Raw genomic sequence first — 22,892 nt, 5'->3', positions numbered from 1 at the left:
CCACCGACGGGGGGAGACAGATGAGCCAGGTCATGGACGGGGCGGGCAACGGGAGCATCCAGGCCCGGGTCATCGCCGAGATGCGCCGCCGCATCATCAGCGGGGACCTCCCGCCCGACGTCAACCTCTCCGAGCTCGCGCTGGCCGAGGAGTTCGGCGTCAGCCGCACCCCCGTCCGCGAGGCGTTCAAGCAGCTGCAGACCGAAGGCCTGGTCGAGATCCGCCCGCGGGTGGGCACCTTCGTCACCACCCCCTCGCGCCGCGAGATCACCGAGCTGTTCGAGATGAAGGAACTGCTCGAGGGCGCGGCCGCGCGGCTGCTGGCGCAGCGCGGCCGCGTCCCGGAGCTCGACCGGCTGGAGGAGAACCTCCGCGAGGCCGACGCCGCGGTCCAGCGGGACGACACCGCCCGCTACGCCGAGCTGGTGCAGGAGTTCCACGACCTGCTCATCGTCGGCTCGGACAACCGCAAGCTCGAGGCGCACTACCGCACCCTCATGAACCAGCTCGCCTACCCGCGGCTGGTCACCACCTCCCTCAGCCAGCCCGGCCGGCCGGCCCAGTCCGACCAGGAGCACCACCGGGTGGTCGAGCTGATCGCCGCCAAGGACGGCGACAGCGCGGAGCGGGTCATGCGCGAGCACGTCCGCGCCAGCCGGCAGGCCGTGCTCGCCCGCCTGCCGCTCCCCCGCTGAGCCGTCCCCGCACCCCCTCCAGGAGGAGACAGACATGCACGACCCCCGCCCCGCCGGCGCCCCGCAGGAGTGGGCGCCGTGACCGCGCAGGCCGAGGTGACCGCGGTGACCCCCGGCTCGTGGGTGTGCGGCGAGCCGGTCGGCGGGGTCGACCCGTTCCCGGTGCACGACCCCTGGACCGGCGAGGTGGTCGCCACCGTCTCGCACACCGGCCCGGACGACGTCGAACGGGCCGTGGCCGCGGCGTGGGCGGTGCGCCGGGAGCTCGCCGCGCTGCCCGCGCACCGGCGTGCCGACGCCCTCCGGCACGTCGCCACCCGCCTGCTCGAGCGCCTCGACGAGTTCGCCGCCACGATCACCCGCGAGAGCGGCAAGCCGATCCGGTGGGCCCGCGCCGAGGTGGAGCGGGCGGCCGTGACCTTCCGGTGGGCCGCCGAGGAGGCGCTGCGCTGGTCCGGTGAGCTGCAGCGGCTGGACACCGACCCCGGCTCGACCGGACGCCTCGCCCTGGTCCGCCGCGCCCCCCGCGGGCCGGTGCTGGGCATCACCCCGTTCAACTTCCCGCTGAACCTGGTGGCGCACAAGGTCGCGCCCGCGCTGGCGGTCGGCGCCCCCGTCGTCCTCAAGCCGGCGCCGAAGACGCCGCTGAGCGCGCTGCTGCTCGCCGAGCTCGTCGCCGAGTGCGACCTGCCGGCGGGGGCCTTCGCGGTCGTCACCGTCCCGAACGAGGAGGCCGCCCGGCTCGTCGCCGACCCCCGGCTCCCGGTCGTGTCCTTCACCGGGTCGGGGCCGGTGGGCTGGCGCATCCGCGACGCCGTGCCCCGCAAGCACGTCGCGCTGGAGCTCGGCGGCAACGCCGCGGTGCTGGTCTGCCCCGACTGGGCGGGCGAGGCCGACCTGGCCCTCGCCGCGCGGCGGGTGGCCCTGTGCGCCAACTACCAGGGCGGGCAGTCCTGCATCGCGGTGCAGCGGGTGTTCGTCGACCGGGCGCTGTACCCGCGGTTCGTCGAGCTGCTCGTGGCGGCCGTCGGCGAGCTGGCGGTCGGCGACCCGTGGGACGAGGCCACCGACGTCGGCCCGCTCATCGACGAGGCCGCCGCGCACCGGGTCGCGTCGTGGGTCGAGGAGGCCGTGCGCGAGGGCGCCCGGGTGCTGGTCGGCGGCTCCCGGACCGGCAGCGTCGTGACGCCGACCGTCCTCGCCGACGTCGCGCCGGGGTCGGCGGTGTCCTGCCAGGAGGTCTTCGGCCCGGTGCTGGCGGTCACCCCCGTCGACGGCGTGGACGACGGCCTCGCCCGCGTCGACGACTCCCGGTTCGGCCTGCAGGCCGGCGTGTTCACCCGCGACATCGCCGTGGCCTTCCGTGCCCACCGGGAGCTGGAGGTCGGCGGCGTGGTGGTCGGCGACGTGCCCACCTTCCGCGCCGAGCAGATGCCCTACGGCGGGGTGAAGGAGTCCGGCATCGGACGCGAGGGCGTGCGCTCGGCCATGGAGGACTACACCGAACCGCGGGTCCTGGTCCTCTCCGGGGTGGCCCTGTGACCGCCGAGCCGCACGCGGCCGCCGTCCTGCCGGCCCGCCGCCGCGACGCGACGGTGGCCGCGCTGCGGCACGCGACCCCGTGGCCGGCGCCGGCCGGCGGCGAGCGGGTCCGGGCGGCGCTGGCCGACCTCGCGGCCGGCCGGCCGGTCGCGCTGGTCGACGACGAGGACGGCGGCGCCCTCGTCCTCGCCGCGGGCCTGGCCACCCCGGAGGCGGTCGCGTTCGTCGTCCGGCACACCTCCGGCTTCCTCTGCGTGGCCGTGACAGGGGACGACGCCGACCGGCTCGACCTGCCGCTGCTGGCCGGCCGCGACGGGGACCGCCCCGCCGCGGCGCAGTGCGTGGCTGTCGACGCCCGCGACGGGGTCGGCACCGGCATCTCGGCCGCGGACCGGGCCCGGACGATCCGGCTGCTGGCCGCGCCGGACACCGACGCCGCCGACCTGGTGCGGCCGGGACACGTCGTCCCCCTGCGCGCGCGGCCCGGGGGTGTGCTGGCCCGCCGGGGCCGGGCGGAGGCGGCGGTGGACCTCGCCGTCCTCGCCGGGCTGCACCCGGCCGGTGCCCTCTGCGACCTGGTCAGCCCGGCCGACCCGCGGAGGACGGCCAGCGGCGCCGAGCTCGCCGCCTTCGCCCGTGAGCACGGCCTGGCGCTCGTCGGCGTCGGCGACCTGGTGGCCCACCGCACGCAGGTCGAGACGCTCGTCGAGCGGGGCGCGGAGACCTCGCTGCCCCTGGGCGCCGGCCGGTTCACCGCCGTGGGCTACCGCGGCCGCCTCGACGGCCGGGAGCACCTGGCGCTCGTCCACGGGGAGATCGGCGACGGCGACGACGTCCCGGTGCACGTCCACCACGAGTGCCTCGCGGGCGACGTCCTCGGCTCGGCCCGGTGCGGCTGCGGCGGTCGGCTGCAGGCGGCGCTGGCCGGGATCGCCGAGGCCGGCCGCGGGGTCGTCGTCTACGTCCGGGGCGAGCCGGGAGCCGGACTCCCCCGCGGGGTCCTCCCCCGTCCGCACCGGGGCGCGGACGACCCGTCGTGCGCCGCGGCGCGGCCCGACGACGGCGTCGGCGGGCAGATCCTGCGCGACCTCGGTGTCCGCAGCCGGCGGTCGGTGCGCGGCCGTCCGGACGCGTGCGGTGCGACGGCGTCGTGGCACCGGCCGGTGGAGGCGGCCGACCGGTCCGGGTGAGCGCGCCCTCGTCCCGCTCCCACCGATCCCGACTGCTCCGGCCCCTGGTCGCCGCCCTCGCCCTCCCCGCCTGCGGGGGCGGCGCGGCCGAGGAGACCGCCGCCGCGGTGGACGACGCCGGGTACCGGGTCGGCTGAGCCGCGGGCCGCCGCGGACCGCTCCTCGTGCCACGCTTCGGGGATGGCCTTCGACCTGCACCGATCCGACGGTGAAGTGATCCGCTACGGCGACGACGCCCGCTTCAGCTTCACCGCCACGGGTCACCTCGTCGTGTACGACGCCGCCGGCAGCAAGACCGTGTTCAGCCACCACAGCTGGGACCGGCTGGAGGAGCCGGTCCCCCCGCCCACGCAGTGACCGCCTCCCCGCCCGCACCCTGACGCGCACCGTCTGCACGCGCCGGAACGGCGTTACCGTGAGGCGGCACAGGCTGCGCCGGCGACCTCGGGTCCACGGCCACGCGTCGGGAGGACGGACACTGCGCAACGACGGGACCCCCGGCACCGGCCACGGAGCGCACTCGCGGCAGCGGCTCGACGCCGTGCGCGCCACGGGCCTGCTGGACACGGCGGCCGAGGAGTCCTTCGACCGGCTGACCGGGCTCGCCCGCCGGCTGCTCGGGACGCCGTTCGCGTTCCTCACCGTCGTCGACGACGAGCGGTCGTTCTGGAAGAGCCGCCTGGGCATCGCCGAGGGCGGCCCCCGCCAGAACACGCTGCAGGAGTCGTTCTGCCAGTACGTCGTCGACCGCGGGGAGCCGCTGGTGCTCAGCGACGTGCGGACCGACGAGCGCACCCGGCACAACCCGTCCATCGGGTCGATGGGCGTGGTGGCGTGGGCCGGCTTCCCGGTGCGCACCCCCGACGACCAGGTGATGGGCACCCTGTGCGTGGTCGACACCGAGGTGCACGTCTGGAGCGAGGACGACGTGCGGATCCTGGAGGACCTGGCGGCGGTCGCCAGCCGCGAGGTCGCCCTGCGCGCCGCCGTCGTCCGCGCCGACGACGCGCTGCAGGTGGCCCGGCAGGAGCGGGAGCGGGCCCGGTTCTTCGCCCGGATCGGCGAGCTGCTCACGGCCGGGCTGGAGCTGGACGCCGTCTGGGCCGCGATCGCCCACCTGGCGGTCCCGGCGCTGGGCGACTACACGCACATCCACACCGTCGGCCGCGGCGGCGTCCTGGTCCCGGCCGTGACGCTGCACCGCGACCCTGCGCTGCAGGGCCGTCTGGACACGGCCGTCAGGTCCGTGGACCGGCACGCCGGCAGCGGCGACGGTCCCGGCCAGGTCGCGCTGACCGGCAGGTCGCAGATCGTGCGCTCCCTCTCGGCCCAACCGGAGCTCACCCCCGAGCGGCGGCTCGTGGTGGAGCAGACCGGCGGGGACAGCAGCATCACCGTGCCGCTCCGCGCGCGGGGCGAGCTGATCGCCGTCCTCACCGTCGTCCGGCTGCTGGGGGCGACGCCCTACGACGCCGAGGACCTGGTCCTGGTGGAGGCGATCGCCGACCGCGCCGCGCTGGCCCTGGACAACGCGCTCGCGCACGCCCGGCAGCGCACCGTCTCCCTGCACCTGCAGCAGGCCCTGCTCCCCGAGGCGCTCCCCCAGCCCGACTCCCTCCAGCTCGCCGCCCGCTACCGGCCGGCCGGCCCCAGCCAGCTGGTCGGCGGTGACTGGTACGACGCCTACGTCGACGGCAGCGGCACCACGAACCTGGTCATCGGCGACGTGGCCGGCCACGACGTCCGCGCCGCCGCCACCATGGGCCGCCTGCGCACCATGGTCCGGATGGCCGGTCACGACGGCAGCAACGGCCCGGCGGCCGTCCTGCGCCTGGTCGACGACGCCGTGCACACCATGGACCGGCAGGTGTTCGCCACCGCCCTCGTCGCGCAGGTCGGGCACGCCGATCCCGGCCGGCCCGCCCGCACCCACCGCGTGCGCTGGGCCAGCGCCGGGCACCCGCCGCCGGTGCTGCTCACCGCCGGCGGGGAGGTGCGGTCCCTGACCGGGGCGCCCGGCCTCCCCCTCGGCGTCGGCCACGACCGGGACCGCCCGGAGCACGACGTCGTCCTGCCGGCGTCCGGCACGCTGCTGCTGTTCACCGACGGGCTCATCGAACGGCGGGACCGCGACCTGGACGCCGGCCTCGCCGCCCTGACGAGCGCACTGCGGGACGCGGCCGGCCTGTCCCTGGACGAGCTGTGCGACCACCTGCTCGCCCGGCTGCTCCCACCGGACGGAGCCGCCGACGACGTCGCGCTCATCGCCGTGCGCGCCCACCCGCAGGACCGGCCGGACCGCACGGCCGGCGGCTGAGCCGCGCCGCTCCCGGACCCACCGCGGCGGCCGGCGGGTTTCGGGCGGAGCGGCGCGGGCAGGTCCCCTCCGAGCCCGCTCGCGGTCGCCCGTCCGCACCGCGGGACGTCGAGAGGCACCCCGTGGACATCGCCATCCGCTTCGCCGAGGCGCTGGACAGCCGCTGCAGCGGTCCCGACGACCCCGACCTGCTCGCCGTGCGGCTGGCCACCGCTGCCGCGGCGGTGCTCCCGGTCGAGGGGGTCGGGCTGAGCATCCACGGCGAGCCGGGGCTGCGGACGCCGCTGGCGGCCAGCAGCGACGTCGCCAGCACCGCCGAGCGGCTGCAGTTCACCGCCGGCAGCGGGCCGTGCCTGCTCGCGGCGGAGTCCGGGCTGCCGGTGTTCGCCACCGAGGAGCTCCTGGCGCGCCGGTGGCCGGTCTTCCACGACCTGCTGGTCACCCGCACGCCGCTGCGCAGCGTGCTGGCCCTCTCGCTGCGCGGCCGGCTCCGGGGCGTCGGCGGCATGGACCTCTACTGCGCCGACCCCGGTGGCGCGACCGCCGTCAACGCCCTGGACGCCCGGTGCGTCGCCGAGCTCGTCGCCGACCACCTCGCCGCGGCGGCCGACTGGTCGGCGTGGACCCCGACCGAGACGCCCGACTGGGTGGACACCCCGGACGCGCAGCGGCGTGGCCGGCTGTGGCGGGCCGTGGGCATGCTCGTGGTCGCCCTCGAGGTGCCCGCCGAGGACGCCCTCGCGCTGCTGCGCGGCCACGCCTACGCCGCGGATCGGACCGCCGACGACGTCGCCGCCGACCTGGTCGAGCGACGCCTCGAGCCCGAGCGGCTGAGCGCCGGCGAGGGCAGCGACCGCTGACCAGGGCGGCCCGCCCGGTCCTGCGATGATCAGCTGAGCTCACTGTCGAGGGTCCTGGCTCACGACCAGTGGCGAGCCAGGACCTGCGGTGATCAGCTCAGCTGATCACCGCCTCGGGTCCCGGGCGGGCGGTCAGGACGGCACGGCGCCGCAGCTCGCGGGCCGCACCTCCCCGCGATCGACACCGTGCTCGCCACCGGGGAGATCACCGAGGAGGAGGCCGAGCAGTACCGGGCCGCGCTGGAGGAGGCCTTTCGCGTTCCGCACCACCGGGGACGGCGAGGCGGGGACCCGCCTCCTCCGGCCTGAGCGCCTGAGCCGTCCGGGGACGCCGGCCGGCGCCAGGCGTCCGTCGCGGCCGGTGTCAGGCGCGGCGGCGGCGCTTGTTGGCGTACATCCGCCGGTCGGCGTCCCCGATCAGCTGCGCCCCCACGGACGGGTCCATCCCGCCGCGCACGTGACCCAGCCCGATGGAGCAGCGGACCGTCACCGGCGTGCCGTCCAGGTCCAGGGGCTGCTCCAGCAGCGCGTGCAGCCGGTCGACGAGGGCCTCCGCGTCGTGCGGGGCGCTCCGCTCGCAGATGACGGCGAACTCGTCACCGCCGAGGCGCGCCGCGGTGTCGCTGGCGCGCAGCGCAGCGGTGAGCCGGTCGGCGAACGCGGCCAGCACCTGGTCGCCCACCTGGTGCCCGAACCGGTCGTTGACCGCCTTGAAGTCGTCCAGGTCGATCATGAGCACGCAGGTCTCGGTGCCCTCCCGGTGCCCCCGTTCCAGCGCGTGCTGCAGGCGGTCACGGAACAGCAGCCGGTTGGGCAGCCCGGTCAGCGGGTCGTGCACCGCCTGGTGGCGCAACCCCGCCTCGACGGCCTTCCGGTCCCCGATGTCCTCGATGACCATGACCAGGTGGTCCGGCTGGCCATCCCGGGCGTCCACCCACGACGTCGTGACCTGCACCGGCACGTGCCCGCCGTCCAGGCGCAGGAACCGGCACTCGTGGCGCCAGCGGGAGCTGCGGTGGACCTGCAGGGCGTCGCAGGACCGGCGCGCACCGTCGACGTCGTCCGGGTGCGTCAGGTCGAACAGCGACCGGCCGGGCAGACGGCGGGGCTCCTGGCCCAGCAGCTGACCGAGGGCCAGGTTGACCTCGACCAGGACGCCGTCGACCGTCGTGACGGCCATGCCCATGGGCGCGTGCACGAAGGCCGCGTGCAGGAAACCGGCCTGCGCGGTGGTCATCGTGACGTCACCCGACTGGGACACCACCTGCTGGTTCCCCGGCGACCGACCACCCATGCCCCTCCCCCGTACGACGATCCCCGGCGAGACCGGGGCCGTGACCGTACTGGAGGGTGACCACGGAACGGCCCCGCCGGCGGGGTCACTCGAAGCGCACCGGCTGCCCGGTGGCCTCCAGCACCGACATCCACAGGTCGCCCAGCGGGTCGACGTGGTTGCGCCGGCTGACCGCCAGCGGCATGGGCATGTGCACGAACCGCCGCCGCCGGCGCGCGACGATGACCTCCGTGCGCCCGGCCATCGCGGCGTGCACGGCGGCGTGGGCGAGGCGCAGGCAGTAGGCGCTGTCGTAGGGGTTGGCCGGCACGCTGCGGATCGCGTAGCTGGGGTCGAAGTACCGGACGTTGTTCTCCACCCCGGCGGCGTCCAGGTGCTCGATCACCTTCTTGCGCAGCAGCCGGCCGATGTCGCCGAGGCGGACGTTGCCCGACGCGTCGGTGCCCGGCTCCTCCGCCTCGACGTGCTCCTGCCCGGCGCCCTCGGCCACGACCACCACGGCGTGCCCGCGCTCGGCCACCCGGCGGCGCAGGTGCTCCAGGAAGCCCCGCTCGCCGTCCAGGGCGAAGGGCACCTCGGGGATGAGGACGTAGTCGGCGTCGTCCTTGGCCAGGGTCGAGTAGCAGGCGATGAAACCCGAGTGCCGGCCCATGAGCTTGACCAGGCCGATCCCGCCGGGCGCGGAGCGGGCCTCGACGCTGGCCGCGTGGATGGACTTGGTCGCCTCGGCCATCGCGGTCTGGAAGCCGAAGCTCTGGTCGATGTAGGGGATGTCGTTGTCGATGGTCTTCGGGACTCCGACCACGGCGACCTTCAGCCCCCGCTCCCCCACCACGCGGACGACGTCCATCGCCCCGCGGATCGTGCCGTCCCCGCCGATGACGAACAGGATGTTGATGTTGAGCCGCTCGAGGGCGTCGACGACCTCCTCGGGGTCCTGCTGCCCGCGGGAGGTGCCGAGGATCGTGCCGCCCTCGTCGTCGATGTGCATGACGACCTCCGGGGTGAGGTCGACGACGTCCTCGCCGTACCGCGGGACGAAGCCGCGGTAGCCGTTGCGGAAGCCGACGATGCGCCGCACCCCGTAGTGCCGGGAGAGCTCGAGCACCAGCCCGCGGATGACGTCGTTCAGGCCGGGGCACAGGCCACCGCAGGTGACGATCCCGACGCGGGTCTTGGCCGGGTCGAAGTAGATCTTCTTCCGGGGGCCGCCGGGCTCCAGGCTCGGCAGCTGCTCGACGGGCAGGCCGCGGGCACCGGCCATGGAGAGGGTGTCGTCGAAGAGGATCCGGTCCTCCTCCACGACCGAGTGCTGGGTCGTCTCCCGCGCGCTGAGCCGGGAGGCGAGCGGGGAGTCGATCCGGCAGGGTCCGAGCGTGCGCACGGCGAGGTCCTCGTGTCCGACCATGCCCGGAACGCTGCCACACCCCGGCGGCGCCCCCGCGACCACCCGCGGGCCCGCCGCCCGGCGGACCGGCGGCGGGTGTGCCAGCCTCGTCGGCGTGCCGGGTCCGACCGCGTGGGTGCACGCCTTCGTCGACGTGCCGGCCGAACACGCCGGGACGGCGCGGGCGTTCTGGTCCGCCGTGACCGGCTGGCCGCCCGGGGACCCGTGGCCCGGGCACCCGGAGTTCGTGTCGCTCACCCCGCCGTCCGGGGCGCCGTACCTGCACGTGCAGACCGTCGATCACGTGCCGCGGGTGCACCTGGACCTGCTCGGCGACCCGGCCGCCGACGTCGCCCGCCTGGAGCGGCTGGGCGCGGTCCGCGGGTACCGCGGCGACGGGTGGCAGGCGATGACCTCGCCGGCCGGCCTGCCGTTCTGCGTGTGCGACGAGTCCCGGCCGCACCGGCGTCCCGGCGCCGCGGTCTGGCCCGGCGGGCACCGCAGCCGGCCGGTGCAGCTGTGCGTCGACGTCCCCGCGCGGCAGCACGACGGCGAGCGGGACTTCTGGCGGGCCGCCACGGGGTGGGCCGACGAACCGGCCGACGCGCCCGGGTCCTCCCGGCTGGTGCACCGGGCGGAGAGCGCGCTGCAGCTGCTGGTCCAGCGGCTCGGCCCCGACGACGGGGGCACGCGGGCGCGCGCCCACCTGGACCTGGGTACCGACGACCTCGGTGCCGAGGTCGCCCGGGTGCAGGCGCTGGGTGCCCGGGTGCTGTGGCCGGGCGAGGGGTTCGTGGCGCTGGCGGACCCGGTGGGCCTGCCGTTCTGCGTGACCCGGAACGACCCGGACCGCTGATGGACCGGCCCGGCCTCGACGCCCTGCGGGAGCGCACGCGTGCGCTGTGCGCCGGGTTCCCCGACGAGTACTGGCGGGAGACCGACCGCGACCGCCGCTATCCGCAGGAGTTCGTCGACACCCTCACCGCGGCCGGCCTGCTGTCGGTGCTCGTCCCGACGGAGTACGGCGGCGGCGGGCTGGGCGTGACCGAGGCGTCGGTGGTCGTGGAGGAGATCAACCGCTCCGGCGGGCACTCCGCCGCGTGCCACGCGCAGCTGTACACGATGGGCGCGCTCCTGCGGCACGGCAGCGACCGGCTCAAGGACGCGTACCTGCCGCCGATCGCCCGGGGCGAGCTGCGGCTGCAGGCCTTCTCGATCACCGAGGCCGCCGCCGGCTCGGACACCACCGCCATCGCCACCACCGCGACCCGGGACGGCGCCGACTACGTGCTCGACGGGCACAAGAACTGGACCAGCCGGATCGCCGAGTCCGACCTCGCGCTCGTCCTCGCCCGCACCGCCGAGCGGGCCGCGGACCGGACCCGCGGGCTCACCTTGTTCCTCGTCGACCTGCGCCGCGTGCGCGCCGAGCAGCCGGAGGCCCTCGAGGTCGTGCCGGTGCGCACGATGTTCAACTACGCCACCAACCAGGTGACCTACCGCGGCCTGCGGGTGCCCGCCGACCACGTCGTCGGCGAGGTCGACGCCGGCTTCCGCCACGTCGTCGACGGCTGGAACGCCGAGCGCGTCCTGCTCGCCGCCGAGGCGATCGGCGACGGCTACTGGTTCGTCGAGCGGGCCGTCGCCTACGCGAGCACGCGCGAGGTGTTCGGCCGCCCGATCGGCGCGAACCAGGGCGTCGCGTTCCCGCTGGCCGACGCCTACATGCAGGTGCGGGCGGCGGACCTGATGCGGTACGAGGCCGCCCGGCTGTTCGACGCGGGCGAGCCGTGCGGCGCCGAGGCCAACATGGCCAAGCACCTCGCCGCGGAAGCGAGCTGGGCCGCCGCGAACGCCGCCCTCGACACGCACGGCGGCAACGGCTTCGTCGACGAGTACGACGTCGAGCGCAAGTTCCGCGAGACCCGGCTCTACCGGGTGGCCCCGGTCGGCAACAACATGGTCAAGGCCTTCGTCGCCACCCGGGTGCTCGGGCTCCCGCGCTCGTACTGAGCCGGGGTCGGACGACCACCCGGCCCTGCGACGGCGGACCGGCTCGTCCCCGGTGGGGGTCGGTAGCGTCCTGCGCGTCACGACGGGCCGAGCGGGAGGACGGTCGCGGTGCCGGATGCGCTGAGGTCGCTGCTGCTGGCGTGCCACCTGCTGGCGCCCGACGAGCTCGCCGCGACCGTGGCCGCCGAGGCCGCCCGGCTCGGTGTCCGGGAGACGGTGCTCTACCTGGCCGACTACGAGCAGGCCACGCTGCTCCCCGTGCCCGGCGCCGGCGTGCCCGAGCGACCCGAGCTGTCGATCGAGGGCACGCTGGCCGGGCGGGCCTTCCAGCGGGTCGAGGTGCTCGGCAGCGCCGGGGAGCACGGCCACCGGCTGTGGATGCCGCTGCTGGACGGCGTGGAGCGCCTCGGCGTCGCCGAACTGCTGCTGCCCGAGGAGCCGACCGACGACCTGCGGGACTCCCTCTGGGCGTTCGTCACCCTCACCGCCGAGCTGCTCGTGGTGCGCGACGCCTACAGCGACGTGTTCTCCCGGCTGCGCCGCCGGCGGGCCCTGTCGCTGGCCGCGGAGATGCAGTGGGAGCTGCTGCCGCCGCTGTCCTTCGGCACCGACCGGGTCGTCATCACCGGCGGGCTGGAGCCGGCCTACGACATCGGCGGTGACTCCTTCGACTACGCGGTCAACGGCGACACCGCGGAGCTGCTGGTCGTCGACTCCGTCGGGCACGGGCTGCCGGCCGCGGTGCTGGCCGGCGTCGCGATCAGCGCCTACCGGCACGCCCGCCGCCACGGCCTCGACCTGCCCGACATCGCCGTCGCGGTCGACGCGGCCATCGCCGGCCAGCTCGGCGCCAGCCGGTTCGCCACCGCCGTGCTCGCCCGCCTGGACCTCGGCACCGGCCGGCTGCGGTGGATCAACGCCGGCCACCCCGAGCCGCTCATCCTGCGCGGCACGTCGCTGGTGCGGCTCCCGGCCTGCCCGCCGTCCCGGCCGCTGGGTCTGCAGGAGGGCAGGCCGGCCGGCTGCGAGACCCGGCTGGAGCCCGGCGACCGGCTGCTGCTGTACACCGACGGCATCACCGAGGCCCGCTCCCCGGGCGGGGAGTTCTTCGGGGAGCAGCGGCTGGCCGACCTCGTCAGCGCGGCCGTGGCCGCCGGCCAGCCCGCGCCGGAGACGGTCCGGCGGCTGATGCACCAGGTCCTCGACCACCAGGCCGGCCGGCTCCAGGACGACGCCAGCATCGTCGTCCTGGAGTGGCTCACCGGCGGCGGCCACCGGGTGGTGCCCTCCTGACCGCCGCGGTCAGACCGTGAACTGCACCCCCTGGGCCAGGGGCAGCTCGCCCGAGTAGTTGACCGTGTTGGTCGCGCGGCGCATGTAGCCGCGCCACGCGTCCGAGCCGGACTCGCGGCCACCGCCGGTCTCCTTCTCCCCGCCGAAGGCCCCGCCGATCTCGGCGCCGGAGGTGCCGATGTTGACGTTGACGATGCCGCAGTCGGAGCCGTCGGCGGCGAGGAACCGCTCGGCCTCGGCCTGGTCGCCGGTGAAGATGCTCGACGACAGCCCCTGCGGGACGTCGTTGTTCAGGGCGATCGCCTCCTCCAGCGTCCGGTACGGCATCACGTAGAGGACCGGCGCGAAGGTCTCCTGGCGCACGATGTCGGTCTGCCCGGGCATCCGCACCAGCGCCGGCTCCACGTAGTACGCGTCCGGCGCCTCGTCGGCGAGGCGCCGTCCCCCGCCGACGACGAGCTCGCCGCCCTGCTGCTGCGCGGCCTCGAGGGCGTCCTGCATCGCCTTGTGGGCCGCGTCGTGCACGAGCGGGCCGACGAGCGTCCCCGCGGCGAGCGGCGAGCCGATGGGCAGTCGCCGGTAGGCGGCGGCGACGCGGTCGGTCAGCTCGTCGATGACGTCGACGTGGGCGATCACCCGGCGCAGGGTGGTGCAGCGCTGCCCGGCCGTGCCGGCCGCCGAGAAGACGACGCCCCGGGTGGTCAGGTCCAGGTCGGCGGAGGGCGTCACGACGGCGGCGTTGTTGCCGCCGAGCTCCAGCAGCGAGCGGCCGAACCGGTCGGCGACCCGCGGCCCGACCGCCCGGCCCATGCGGGTCGAACCGGTGGCGCTGAGCAGCGCGACGCCGCGGGAGCCGACGAGGGCCTCGCCGACGTCGTGGCCGCCGACGACCACCTGGCTGAGCCCCTCCGGCGCGCCCTCCTCCGCGATCGCCCGGTCGAGCAGGGCAGCGGCGGCCAGCGCGGACAGCGGCGCGAGCTCCGAGGGCTTCCAGACCACCGGGTCACCGCAGACCAGGGCGAGCGCGGTGTTCCACGACCAGACGGCCACCGGGAAGTTGAACGCGCTGATCACGCCCACGACGCCGAGCGGGTGCCAGGTCTCCGCCAGCCGGTGGCCGGGGCGCTCGGAGCTGATCGTCCGCCCGTAGAGCTGGCGGGAGAGCCCGACGGCGAACTCGCAGATGTCCACCATCTCCTGGACCTCCCCGCGGGCCTCGGAGGTGATCTTGCCGACCTCCAGGCTGACCAGCGTCCCGAGGTCCTCCTGGTGCTCCCGGAGCAGCTCACCGAGGCGGCGCACCAGCCGGCCCCGGACCGGGGCGGGGACGGTCCGCCACTCGCGGAACGCCCGGCCCGCGCGGGTGACCGCGGCGTCCACGTCGGCCGCGTCCTGCCAGCGGAGCGAGGCGATCGGCCGGCCGTTGACCGGCGAGGTCACCGGCCGGTCGCCGGCGTACGCGTCGAGGTCCACGCCGCACCGGGAGGCGGCCTCCCGGGCCAGACGGCCGAGGTCGTCGGCGGTGGGCAGGGTCGTCATGGAGTGCTCCCTCGGTTCGGTGTGGTGCTCAGACGATGGTGAGTTCGGGGCGGACGTCCACGCCGGCGAAACGCGCAGCGCTCAGGCCGCCGACGTCGACGAAGGGCTCCGCGCCGAGGTACAGGTCGCGCACGACCTCCCCCACCGCCGGCCCCATGAGGAAACCGTGCCCGGAGAAGCCCGTGGCGTAGAGGAAGCCCTCGACCGCGTCGGCGCGGCCGATGAGGGCGTTGTGGTCCGGTGTCGTCTCGTACAGGCCCGCCCACCCGCCGGCGATCCCGACCTCCGCCAGCGCGGGCGCGCGACGTTCGATCGCCGCACCCAGGCGGGGCAGCCAGCCGTCGGACCGGGTGAGCGCGAAACCGGGGGTCTCGTCGGGGTCGGACATGCCGAGGAGCAGTCCCCGGCCCGCTCCGTGGCCCTCGCCGTGGAAGTAGAGGCTGGTGCCGAAGTCGACGGTGAACGGCGTGCGGGGATCGAGGCCGGGCACCGGCCCGGTCACCAGGACCTGACGGCGCAGCGGGCTGACCGGGAGGTCCACCCCCGCCCAGGAGCCGACCTCGGCCGACCACGCGCCGGCGGCACACACCACGGCGTCGGTGCGGATCGTCCCCGCCTCGGTCCGCACACCCACGACCTGCCCGTCCCGGACGTCGATGCCGGTGGCCGCGCAGTGCGGCAGCAGCGTGGCCCCCGCCCGGCGGGCCGCCGACGCGTAGCCGAGCACCACCGACTCCGGGGTGCAGTGGCCGTCGGTCGGCGAGTAGGCCGCGGCGAGCAGCCCGTCGGTCGAGACCAGCGGCGACAGGCGGCAGGCCTCGTCGACGCCGATCACCCGGCTCGGGACGCCGAGGTCGTTCTGCAGGGCGACGTTGGCCTCGAAGGCCGTGACGGCCGGCCGGCTGTCGAGCAGGAAGAGGTAGCCGACCTCGTGGAAGTCGATCTCCTGGCCGAACAGGCGGGGGAACTCCCGGAAGGTCTCCAGGCTGCGGGCTCTCAGCGCGATGTTCACCGGGTCGGAGAACTGCGCCCGGACGCCGCCGGCCGCCTTGCAGGTCGACCCGGAGCCCAGCCCGCCCTTGTCCAGCAGGACGACGTCGCGCACCCCCGCCCGCGCCAGGTGGTGGGCCGTGCTGAGCCCCATCACGCCGCCACCGATGACGACGACGGAGGCGGACGCCGGAAGGCGGCGGGGATCGGTCATCGCAGTCCTCGGAGGACGGGGACGCTGCAGCGTGCGGTCATCGTCGTGGTCGACAGCGGTACGGGACCACCTCTGCTACGTCGCTCCTCCACTCCAGCTCCTGTCCGGACCCGGCTCACGGCAGCGGCTCCGGGTGGGCGTCCGTCGGGAGCTGCCCGCGCAGCCGCATGGCGGCGAGGACGCGGTCCTGGGCCAGCCGCCGGGCGGCGGTGGCCAGGGCGACGGCGTCGTCGACGACGTCCCCGTCCCGGGTGCCTGGTGTCCGCCGCCGTCACGGCGACGGGTGCGTGCTCAGGGCCCCGTCCTGGGGGCGGGGGTGACGGTGGAGCCGAGGCGCACGTTGACCTGCTTGGTCTGGGTGAAACCGGCGATCATGCCCTCGAGGGACACCTCCCGGCCGATGCCGCTCTGCTTGTAGCCGCCGTAGGACTGGCCGACGACCTGCCCGCCACCCTGGTTGACCTGCACCCACCCCGCCTCGAGCCGGTGCGCGGTGGTGATCGCCAGGTCGATGTCATGGCACCAGACGTAGGCACCCAGCCCGTAGGCGGTGTCGTTGGCCATGCCGACGACGTCGTCGACGTCGTCCCAGGCGATGGCGACGACCACGGGCCCGAAGATCTCCTCGCGGGCGAGGCGGAAGCTGTTGTCGCCCCCGGAGAACAGCGTGGGCACGTGGTAGAACCCCTCGGCGAGGGGCCCGCTGGTCGGCGGCAACCCACCGGTCTCGACGTGCAGCGCGGGGTCGGCCAGCCCGTCCTCCAGGTACTCGCGGATGGAGCCGAACTGGGTCTCGTTGATCACCGCGCCGATGTCGCTGGCCTCGTCCAGCGGGTCCCCGACCCGCATCGACCCCAGCCGGTCGCTCAGCCGGGCGAGCACCTCGTCGTGGACGTCCCTGTGCAGGAACAGCCGGGACCCGGCGGTGCAGCTCTGGCCCTGCCGGCTGATCCGCGAGGACAGCACCAGCCCCTCGATGAGCTCGTCGGTCACCGCACCGGGGAACACGATCGACGGGTTCTTGCCGCCCAGCTCCAGGGACAGGTGGGCCAGCCGCTCCCCCGCCTTGCCGGCGATGCCGCGGCCGACCTCGGTGGAGCCGGTGAAGGAGATCTTGTCGACGCCGGGGTGCTCGACCAGGGCGTTGCCCGCGGCCCGGCCGGTCCCGGTGACCACGTTGAGCACGCCCGGTGGCAGGGACTCCTCGCAGATCTCCGCCATCAGCAGGATCGACAGCGGCGCGTCCTCGGCGGCCTTGAGCACGATGGTGTTCCCCGCGGCCAGGGCGGCCGGGACCTTGAAGCCGGCGATCATCAGCGGCGAGTTCCAGGGCAGGATCGCGCCGACCACACCGAGCGGCTCCTGCCGGGTGTACTGCAGCTGGGTCGCCCCGGCCGGCAGGGTGGTGCCCTTGACCTCCCCGGCGACCCCGCCGAAGTAGCGGAACAGGTCCACCAGCAGAGACGCCTCCGGCCGCGCCTGGGTGCGCAGCGCGTTGCCGGTGTCCTCGGCGGTGACCCGGGCGAGCTCCTCGGCGCGGCCCTCGAGCGCGTCGGCGATGCGCAGCAGCACCCGCTGGCGCTCCTTGAAGTGCAGGTCGCGCCAGGCGGGGAACGCCTCCCGGGCGGCGGCGACGGCGCGGTCGACGTCCGTCGCGTTGCCGCGCGGGACGCGGGCGATGACGGAGCCCCGCCGGGCGGGGCTGGTGATCTCCCGCCACCCGCCGTCGGCGGCCGCCACCCAGTCCCCGCCGATGAGCATCAGCCGGGTGGGCGGGGACGACTCGCCGGCGGGGGGGCTCAGGACGCTGTGCTCGGTCATGGTCTGCTCCTGTGCGGGTGTGTGTCCGGCCGGGGACCGCAGGTCGTAGCCCACGGACACACCCTCGTCGCCACCGGTGCCGAACGCGACCCCGGGGACGACGCCGCCGGAGGGCTCGGGTGCGCCTTTCGACCGGGGTCGCGGCCGGCGACGGGTCAGCGGCCTCCGCCGGCGAGGACCGCGGCGAGGGCGTCCACCGCCCGGTCGACGTCCTCGGGCTCGATCACCAGCGGCGGCGCCAGCCGGATGGTGGACCCGTGCGTGTCCTTGACCAGCACGCCGCGCCCGGCCAGCCCCTCGCAGGCCGCCCGTCCGGTCATCAGGCCGGGGTCGATGTCGACGCCGGCCCACAGACCGCGGCTGCGCACCGCCTGCACGCCGTGCCCGACCAGGCCCTCGAGCCGGTCCCGCAGGTGCACCCCGAGCTTGGCCGCCCGCTCCTGGTACTCGCCGGTCTCCAGCAGGCCCACCACCGCGTGCCCGACCGCGGCCGCCAGCGGGTTGCCGCCGAACGTCGACCCGTGGCTGCCGGGGGTGAAGACGCCCAGCACCTCGCGGGTGGAGACCACCGCCGAGACCGGCACGATGCCGCCGCCGAGGGCCTTGCCGAGCAGGTACACGTCGGGGACGACGCCCTCCAGCTCGCAGGCGAAGGTGGCCCCGGTCCGGCCGAGCCCGGACTGCACCTCGTCGGCGACGAGCAGCACCCCGGCGTCGGTGCAGGCCTGCCGCACCGCGGCCAGGTAGCCCGGCGGCGGCACGATGACGCCGGCCTCGCCCTGGATCGGCTCGATGAGCACCGCGACCGTCTCCGGGGTGAGCGCGGCCCGCAGCGCCTCGGCGTCGCCGTAGGGGACGACGGTGAAGCCCGGCGTGAACGGGCCGAAGCCCTCGCGCGCGGAGTCGTCGGTGGAGAAGCTGACGATCGTGGTGGTCCGGCCGTGGAAGTTGCCCGCCGCGACCACGATCTGCGCCCGGTCCGCCGGGACGCCCTTCACCTGGTAGCCCCAGCGCCGGCTGAGCTTGATCGCCGTCTCCACCGCCTCGGCGCCGGTGTTCATCGGGAGCACCTGGTCCATCCCGGCGAGGGCGGCCAGGTCGCGGGCGAAGGGCCCGAGGCGGTCGTTGTAGAAGGCCCGGCTGGTCAGCGTCACCCGCTCCAGCTGCTCGCGCGCCGCCCGCAGCAGCACCGGGTGCCCGTGGCCGAAGTTCAGCGCCGAGTACCCGGCCAGGCAGTCGAGGTAGCGCCGTCCCTCGACGTCGGTCACCCACGCCCCGCGGGCCTCGGCGACGACCACCGGCAGCGGCGCGTAGTTGGGGGCGGTGACCGCGCTGGTGAGCGCCGTGTGCCCGCTCGAGGACAACCGGCCCTCGCTGCGCTGCGCCGTGACCATGGGGGGCCTCCTCGCGGATCGGACCTCGGACCGCGGCCGGGCCGGCCGGGACCGTGTAAGGCAGAGGTTAGGGACGCCGGGAGGCGCGATCAATGCACCTCCGTTGCGCTCCGGCCATCGATCCGTTGCGCGTGTGCGGCTACGGTGCACGGTGTGTTGCAGAGGACCGCGGACCGGCTGGACTCCCTCGACCGGCAGATCATCGGCTGCCTGACCCGCGACGCGCGGGCCACCTACGCGGTCGTCGGCGCGGAGGTCGGGCTGTCGGCGCCGGCGGTCAAGCGCCGCGTCGACCGGCTGCTCGCCGAGGGGGTGATCCGCGGGTTCACCGCGCTGGTCGACCCCGAGGTGCTCGGCTGGGCGACCGAGGCCTACGTGGAGGTCTACTGGGAGGGGACGCCGTCCCCGCTGGAGCTGCGCCGCAGCCTGGAGAAGGTGCCCGAGGTCGTCGGCGCGTGGAGCGTCACCGGCTCCGCCGACGCGCTGGTGCACATCCTGGCCGCCGACATCCCGCACCTGGAGGAGGCCATCGAGCGGCTCCGGCAGCAGCCCAACGTGCACCAGACCCGCAGCGAGGTCGTGCTCTCCCGGCTGATCGACCGCGCCCGCCCCTGAGCGCGCCCCCGTGCCGTGGCGACCGGCACCCCCGTCCCGCCGGGTACACAGGGCGTCGGCCGGGTATCGGCTCCCGGACGTCCGGACCCGACCCGACCGCCGCAGACCAGCGACTCCCCCATCGAGGACTGATACGAGCAGATGAGCGGTAACGCCACACACCGGTTCACCAACACGGCCGTCCTGGCCGTGCAGACCGCCGACGCCTCCCAGGTGATCAGCTCCGACGCGTTCGACGAGGCACTCGCCGACACCTACCGGCGGGTGGGGCTGCGGCCCGGTCTGCTCGAGCGCCTCGCGGGCATCCGGGAGCGCCGCTGGTGGGCCGACGGCGTCACCTTCGTCGACGGCGCCGCGACGGCCGGCGCCAAGGCCGTCAGCGAGAGCGGCGTCGACCCGGCGGCCATCGGGCTGATGGTGAACACCTCGGTGAGCCGCAAGCACCTGGAGCCCTCGACCGCGGTCGCGGTGCACCACGCGCTGGGCCTGCCGCGCTCCTGCCAGAACTTCGACGTGACCAACGCCTGCCTGGGGTTCGTCAACGGCATGGAGCTGGCCGCCGCCATGATCGACTCCGGGATGGTCGAGTACGCCCTCGTCGTCAACGGCGAGGACTCGCGGCCGGTCCAGGAGCGCACCATCGAGCGGCTCAACGGCCCGGGCACCGTCTCCAAGGACGTGCTGGCGCAGTTCGCCACGCTCACCCTCGGCTCGGGCGCCGCCGCCATGGTGCTGGGCCGCGCCGACGAGCACCCCGAGGGGCACCGCCTCGTCGGGTCGGCCAGCCGGGCGGGCAGCGAGCACCACGAGCTGTGCGTCGGCGACAACGACCTCATGCGGACCGACCTCAAGGGGCTGCTCGACGCCGGGCTCGCCCTGTCAGCGGACCTGTGGGTGGACGCCGCCGCCGACTTCGACTGGGCCGGCGGCATGGACCGCTACATCGTCCACCAGGTCTCCAAGGTGCACACCCAGGCGATGTGCGACCGGTTCTCCATCGACCCCGCGCTGGTGCCCACGACCTTCCCGACCCGCGGCAACCTGGGCCCGGCCTCGGTCCCCTTCACCCTCGCCGACCGGCAGGACTCCCTCGTCGACGGCGACCGGGTGCTGCTCATGGGCATCGGGTCGGGCCTGAACGCCTCCTGCCTCGAGATCGCCTGGTGAGGCCCGACTCCCCGGCCGCCCTCCCCGGTCTGGACCCCGCCTGGTCCCGCTCGGTGACCGTCGCCGACGACACCGGCGCGGAGCACTGCTGGCACGTCCTCGACAACGGCGTCCCCGACCCGGTCGGCACGCTGCTGTGCGTCCACGGCAACCCGACCTGGTCCTACCTGTGGCGCCGGCTGGTGGCCGCCGCGCCGCCCGGCTGGCGGGTCGTCGCCCCCGACCACCTCGGCATGGGCTTCTCCGACCGGCTGCCCGGGCCGCGGTCGCTGCGCCAGCGGGTGACCGACCTCGGCGACCTCACGGCGGCGCTGGGGGTCACCGGCCCGGTGGTCACCGTCGGCCACGACTGGGGCGGGGTCATCTCCCTCGGCTGGGCCCTGGAGCACCGCGAGCAGCTGCGCGGCGTCGTCCTGGCCAACACCGCCGTCGCCATGCCGGAGGGGGACCTCGGCCCGGCGCTGATCCGGCTGGCCCACGCCCCCGGTGTGCGCTCGGCGGTCACCGTCGGCACCCCGGTGTTCGTCCGGGCGACGACGGCGCTGTCCCGGCCGGCGCTGCCCGCCGACGTCCGGGACGCCTTCGCCGCCCCCTACCGGTCGGCGGCGCGACGACGCGCCGTCGGGGACTTCGTCGCCGACATCCCGTTCTCCCCCGGCCACCCGTCCCGCCCGGTGCAGGAGGCGATCGCCGAGGGCATCCGCACCCTCGACGTCCCGGCGCTGCTGCTGTGGGGCCCGCGCGACCCGGTCTTCGGCGAGCGGTACCTGACCGACCTGCGCAGCCGGCTGCCCCGGGCCCGGCTGCACCGCTACGAGAGCGCCTCGCACCTGCTGCCCGAGGACGCCCCGCAGTACGCCGACGCCGTCGTGCGGTGGGTGGCCGACCTCGACGCCGGGCACGACCCCGCGGCGGCACGGCCGGCTCCGCCCGGCGGGGCCCGGCGCCGGCTGTGGTCGGCGCTGGACGAGCGGTCGGACGACGACACGCCCGCGGTCGTGGAGGTCGGCGGCGCGACGGTGACCTGGTCCGGGCTGGCCCGGCGGGTCGCGGACCTGGCCGCCGGCCTGGCGTCGTCCGGCGTCCGCCCGGGACACCGCGTCGCGCTCCTCGTGGAGCCATCGGCCGACCTCACCGCCGCGGTCTACGCCGTCTGGCGCGCGGGTGCGGTGGTCGTGGTCGCGGACAAGGGGCTCGGCTTCGCCGGGATGCGGCGGGCGCTGCGCAGCGCCGGGGTCGACGCCGTCGTCGGCAGCGCGACGGGGCTGGCCGCGGCGCGCCTGATGGGCCTGCCCGGCTCCCGGATCGCCGCCGGCCGGGTCCCTGCGGCCGCGCTGCGCGCGCTCGGGGCTCCCTCGACGCTGGAGGACCTGGAGACGCTCGGCCGGACGGCGCCCGCCCCCGCCGCTCCCCCGGTGGACGCCGACTGCGCCGTGCTGTTCACCTCCGGCGCCACCGGCCCGGCCAAGGGCGTCGTCTACACCCACCGCCAGGCCGCCGCGCAGCTGGAGCTGGTGCGGGCCGCCTACGGCCTCACCGGCACCGACCGGCTGGTCGCGGCGTTCGCCCCGTTCGCGATCCTCGGGCCGGCGCTGGGCATCGGGTCGGCGGTCCCCGACGTCGACGTGACCGCGCCCGGGTCGCTGACCGCGGCGGCGCTGGCCGACGCCGCGGCCGCCGTCGACGCCACGGTCGTCTTCGCCTCACCCGCGGCGCTGCGGCGCGTCGCGGCCACCGCGCCGGACCTCGCGGGCGACCAGCGCGCGGCGCTGGCCCGGATCCGGCTGCTGATGTCGGCCGGCGCGCCGGTCCCGGCGGCCCTGCTGCGCTCGCTGCGGGAGGTCCTGCCGGCCGCCGACGCGCACACCCCCTACGGGATGACCGAGGTGCTGCCGGTGACCGACGTGTCGCTGGCCGGGATCGAGGCCGCCGGCGACGGGGAGGGCGTCTGCGTGGGGCCGCCGCTGCCCGGCGTGGACGTGCGGGTCAGCCCGCTCTCCCCGGACGGCACCGCCGACGGTCCGCTGACCGACCGCGCCGGCGTGGTGGGTGAGGTCTGCGTGCGGGCCGCGCACGTCAAGGACCGCTACGACGCGCTGTGGGCGCTGGAGCGCACGACGTCCCGCGACCCCGGCTGGCACCGCACCGGCGACGTCGGGCACCTGGACGCCGAGGGCCGGCTGTGGGTCGAGGGCCGCCTCCCGCACGTGGTCACCACCGCCGCCGGACCGGTCACGCCCGTCGGCGTCGAGCAGCGCGTGGAGCAGCTCCCCGGGGTGTCGGCGGCCGCGGCCGTCGGCGTCGGCCCGGCCGGGACGCAGGTCGTCGTCGTGGTCGTCGTGGCGGACGGCACCGACCCGGCGCGCTCCGGCCGGGCCGGCCGGCTGCGGCTCGCCGGCACCGACCTGGCCGACGCCGTGCGGGCGGTCGCCGGCGTCGACGTCGCCGCGGTGCTCCTCGCCGGCCGGCTGCCGGTGGACGTCCGGCACCAGTCGAAGGTGGACCGCGGGGAGGTCGCCCGCCGGGCCGCGCGGGTGCTGGCCGGCCGGTCGTGAGGGTGC

Annotated in this window: 20 protein-coding genes; 14 read left to right on the top strand and 6 right to left on the bottom strand. The window is 75.9% G+C overall.

Annotated elements, in window-relative coordinates; all coding sequences use genetic code 11:
* The first annotated feature begins 20 nt into the window (after positions 1-20).
* The 8 genes from BLR12_RS05515 to BLR12_RS25035 all read left to right on the top strand — a co-directional run bounded on the left by BLR12_RS05515 (position 21) and on the right by BLR12_RS25035 (position 6,913).
* Positions 21-695, top strand: coding sequence for a GntR family transcriptional regulator (locus tag BLR12_RS05515; protein ID WP_091374680.1), 675 nt, complete (start codon positions 21-23; stop codon positions 693-695).
* Between the two features lie 78 nt (positions 696-773).
* A complete protein-coding gene (locus BLR12_RS05510) occupies positions 774-2,237 on the top strand; it encodes an aldehyde dehydrogenase family protein (protein WP_255363319.1) in 1,464 nt (487 codons plus the stop codon).
* Complete coding sequence (locus BLR12_RS05505) at positions 2,234-3,427, top strand: 3,4-dihydroxy-2-butanone-4-phosphate synthase (protein WP_091374676.1); 1,194 nt, start codon at positions 2,234-2,236, stop codon at positions 3,425-3,427. Before BLR12_RS05510 ends, BLR12_RS05505 begins: the two co-directional genes overlap by 4 nt.
* Complete coding sequence (locus tag BLR12_RS24325) at positions 3,424-3,564, top strand: hypothetical protein (protein WP_176832368.1); 141 nt, start codon at positions 3,424-3,426, stop codon at positions 3,562-3,564. Before BLR12_RS05505 ends, BLR12_RS24325 begins: the two co-directional genes overlap by 4 nt.
* A gap of 43 nt (positions 3,565-3,607) precedes the next feature.
* Positions 3,608-3,784, top strand: a complete 177-nt coding sequence (locus BLR12_RS24320) for a hypothetical protein (RefSeq protein WP_176832367.1) — start codon at positions 3,608-3,610, stop codon at positions 3,782-3,784.
* Positions 3,785-3,968: 184 nt separating this feature from the next.
* Positions 3,969-5,744, top strand: coding sequence for a SpoIIE family protein phosphatase (locus BLR12_RS05500; RefSeq protein ID WP_143018712.1), 1,776 nt, complete (start codon positions 3,969-3,971; stop codon positions 5,742-5,744).
* A gap of 122 nt (positions 5,745-5,866) precedes the next feature.
* Entirely contained in the window at positions 5,867-6,604 is a 738-nt protein-coding gene (locus tag BLR12_RS05495) for an ANTAR domain-containing protein (protein ID WP_091374670.1), read from the top strand.
* Positions 6,605-6,790: 186 nt separating this feature from the next.
* Positions 6,791-6,913 (top strand): hypothetical protein, encoded by a 123-nt coding sequence (locus BLR12_RS25035; protein WP_255363318.1) that lies wholly within the window; start codon positions 6,791-6,793, stop codon positions 6,911-6,913.
* Between the two features lie 55 nt (positions 6,914-6,968).
* Here the strand turns inward: BLR12_RS25035 and BLR12_RS05490 are convergent, their stop codons facing one another.
* Both BLR12_RS05490 and BLR12_RS05485 read right to left on the bottom strand, forming a co-directional pair.
* Positions 6,969-7,841, bottom strand: coding sequence for a GGDEF domain-containing protein (locus BLR12_RS05490; protein WP_091376434.1), 873 nt, complete (start codon positions 7,839-7,841; stop codon positions 6,969-6,971).
* A 142-nt stretch (positions 7,842-7,983) separates the two neighbouring features.
* Positions 7,984-9,306 carry an ATP-dependent 6-phosphofructokinase gene (locus BLR12_RS05485; RefSeq protein ID WP_091374666.1) on the bottom strand — a complete coding sequence of 441 codons (1,323 nt, stop codon included), beginning with the start codon at positions 9,304-9,306 and terminating at the stop codon, positions 7,984-7,986.
* A gap of 94 nt (positions 9,307-9,400) precedes the next feature.
* On the opposite strand from BLR12_RS05485, the gene BLR12_RS05480 reads away from it, so the two are divergent.
* The 3 genes from BLR12_RS05480 to BLR12_RS05470 all read left to right on the top strand — a co-directional run bounded on the left by BLR12_RS05480 (position 9,401) and on the right by BLR12_RS05470 (position 12,591).
* A complete protein-coding gene (locus tag BLR12_RS05480) occupies positions 9,401-10,141 on the top strand; it encodes a VOC family protein (RefSeq protein WP_143018711.1) in 741 nt (246 codons plus the stop codon).
* Positions 10,141-11,298 carry an acyl-CoA dehydrogenase family protein gene (locus tag BLR12_RS05475; RefSeq protein WP_091374661.1) on the top strand — a complete coding sequence of 386 codons (1,158 nt, stop codon included), beginning with the start codon at positions 10,141-10,143 and terminating at the stop codon, positions 11,296-11,298. The genes BLR12_RS05480 and BLR12_RS05475 overlap by 1 nt, the downstream gene beginning before the upstream one ends.
* Before the next feature lie 108 nt (positions 11,299-11,406).
* A complete protein-coding gene (locus tag BLR12_RS05470) occupies positions 11,407-12,591 on the top strand; it encodes a PP2C family protein-serine/threonine phosphatase (RefSeq protein ID WP_091374658.1) in 1,185 nt (394 codons plus the stop codon).
* Between the two features lie 9 nt (positions 12,592-12,600).
* Here BLR12_RS05470 and BLR12_RS05465 read toward each other — a convergent pair whose 3' ends face one another.
* From BLR12_RS05465 to rocD, 4 genes are all read right to left on the bottom strand, one after another.
* On the bottom strand, positions 12,601-14,130 hold the full coding sequence (locus BLR12_RS05465) for an L-piperidine-6-carboxylate dehydrogenase (RefSeq protein WP_091374655.1): 1,530 nt from the start codon (positions 14,128-14,130) through the stop codon (positions 12,601-12,603).
* Positions 14,131-14,158: 28 nt separating this feature from the next.
* Positions 14,159-15,334, bottom strand: coding sequence for an NAD(P)/FAD-dependent oxidoreductase (locus BLR12_RS05460; RefSeq protein ID WP_091374652.1), 1,176 nt, complete (start codon positions 15,332-15,334; stop codon positions 14,159-14,161).
* Positions 15,335-15,625: 291 nt separating this feature from the next.
* Complete coding sequence (locus BLR12_RS05455; RefSeq protein ID WP_091376431.1) at positions 15,626-17,155, bottom strand: aldehyde dehydrogenase family protein; 1,530 nt, start codon at positions 17,153-17,155, stop codon at positions 15,626-15,628.
* 155 nt (positions 17,156-17,310) lie between these two features.
* Complete coding sequence (rocD, locus tag BLR12_RS05450; protein ID WP_255363317.1) at positions 17,311-18,549, bottom strand: ornithine--oxo-acid transaminase; 1,239 nt, start codon at positions 18,547-18,549, stop codon at positions 17,311-17,313.
* A gap of 153 nt (positions 18,550-18,702) precedes the next feature.
* Here rocD and BLR12_RS05445 point away from each other — a divergent pair, with 153 nt between their 5' ends.
* The 3 genes from BLR12_RS05445 (at position 18,703) to BLR12_RS05435 (ending at position 22,886) form a co-directional block, all read left to right on the top strand.
* A complete protein-coding gene (locus tag BLR12_RS05445; protein WP_255363316.1) occupies positions 18,703-19,164 on the top strand; it encodes an Lrp/AsnC family transcriptional regulator in 462 nt (153 codons plus the stop codon).
* A 141-nt stretch (positions 19,165-19,305) separates the two neighbouring features.
* Positions 19,306-20,331 carry a 3-oxoacyl-ACP synthase III gene (locus BLR12_RS05440; RefSeq protein WP_091374646.1) on the top strand — a complete coding sequence of 342 codons (1,026 nt, stop codon included), beginning with the start codon at positions 19,306-19,308 and terminating at the stop codon, positions 20,329-20,331.
* A complete protein-coding gene (locus BLR12_RS05435) occupies positions 20,328-22,886 on the top strand; it encodes an alpha/beta fold hydrolase (RefSeq protein WP_255363315.1) in 2,559 nt (852 codons plus the stop codon). The genes BLR12_RS05440 and BLR12_RS05435 overlap by 4 nt, the downstream gene beginning before the upstream one ends.
* Positions 22,887-22,892 lie beyond the last annotated feature (6 nt).

It is taken from the genome of Geodermatophilus sp. DSM 45219 (assembly GCF_900104025.1).
Taxonomy (GTDB): domain Bacteria; phylum Actinomycetota; class Actinomycetes; order Mycobacteriales; family Geodermatophilaceae; genus Geodermatophilus.
The sequence above is the reverse complement of the archived record's forward strand: the minus strand, read 5'-3'. Positions and strand labels throughout refer to the sequence as shown.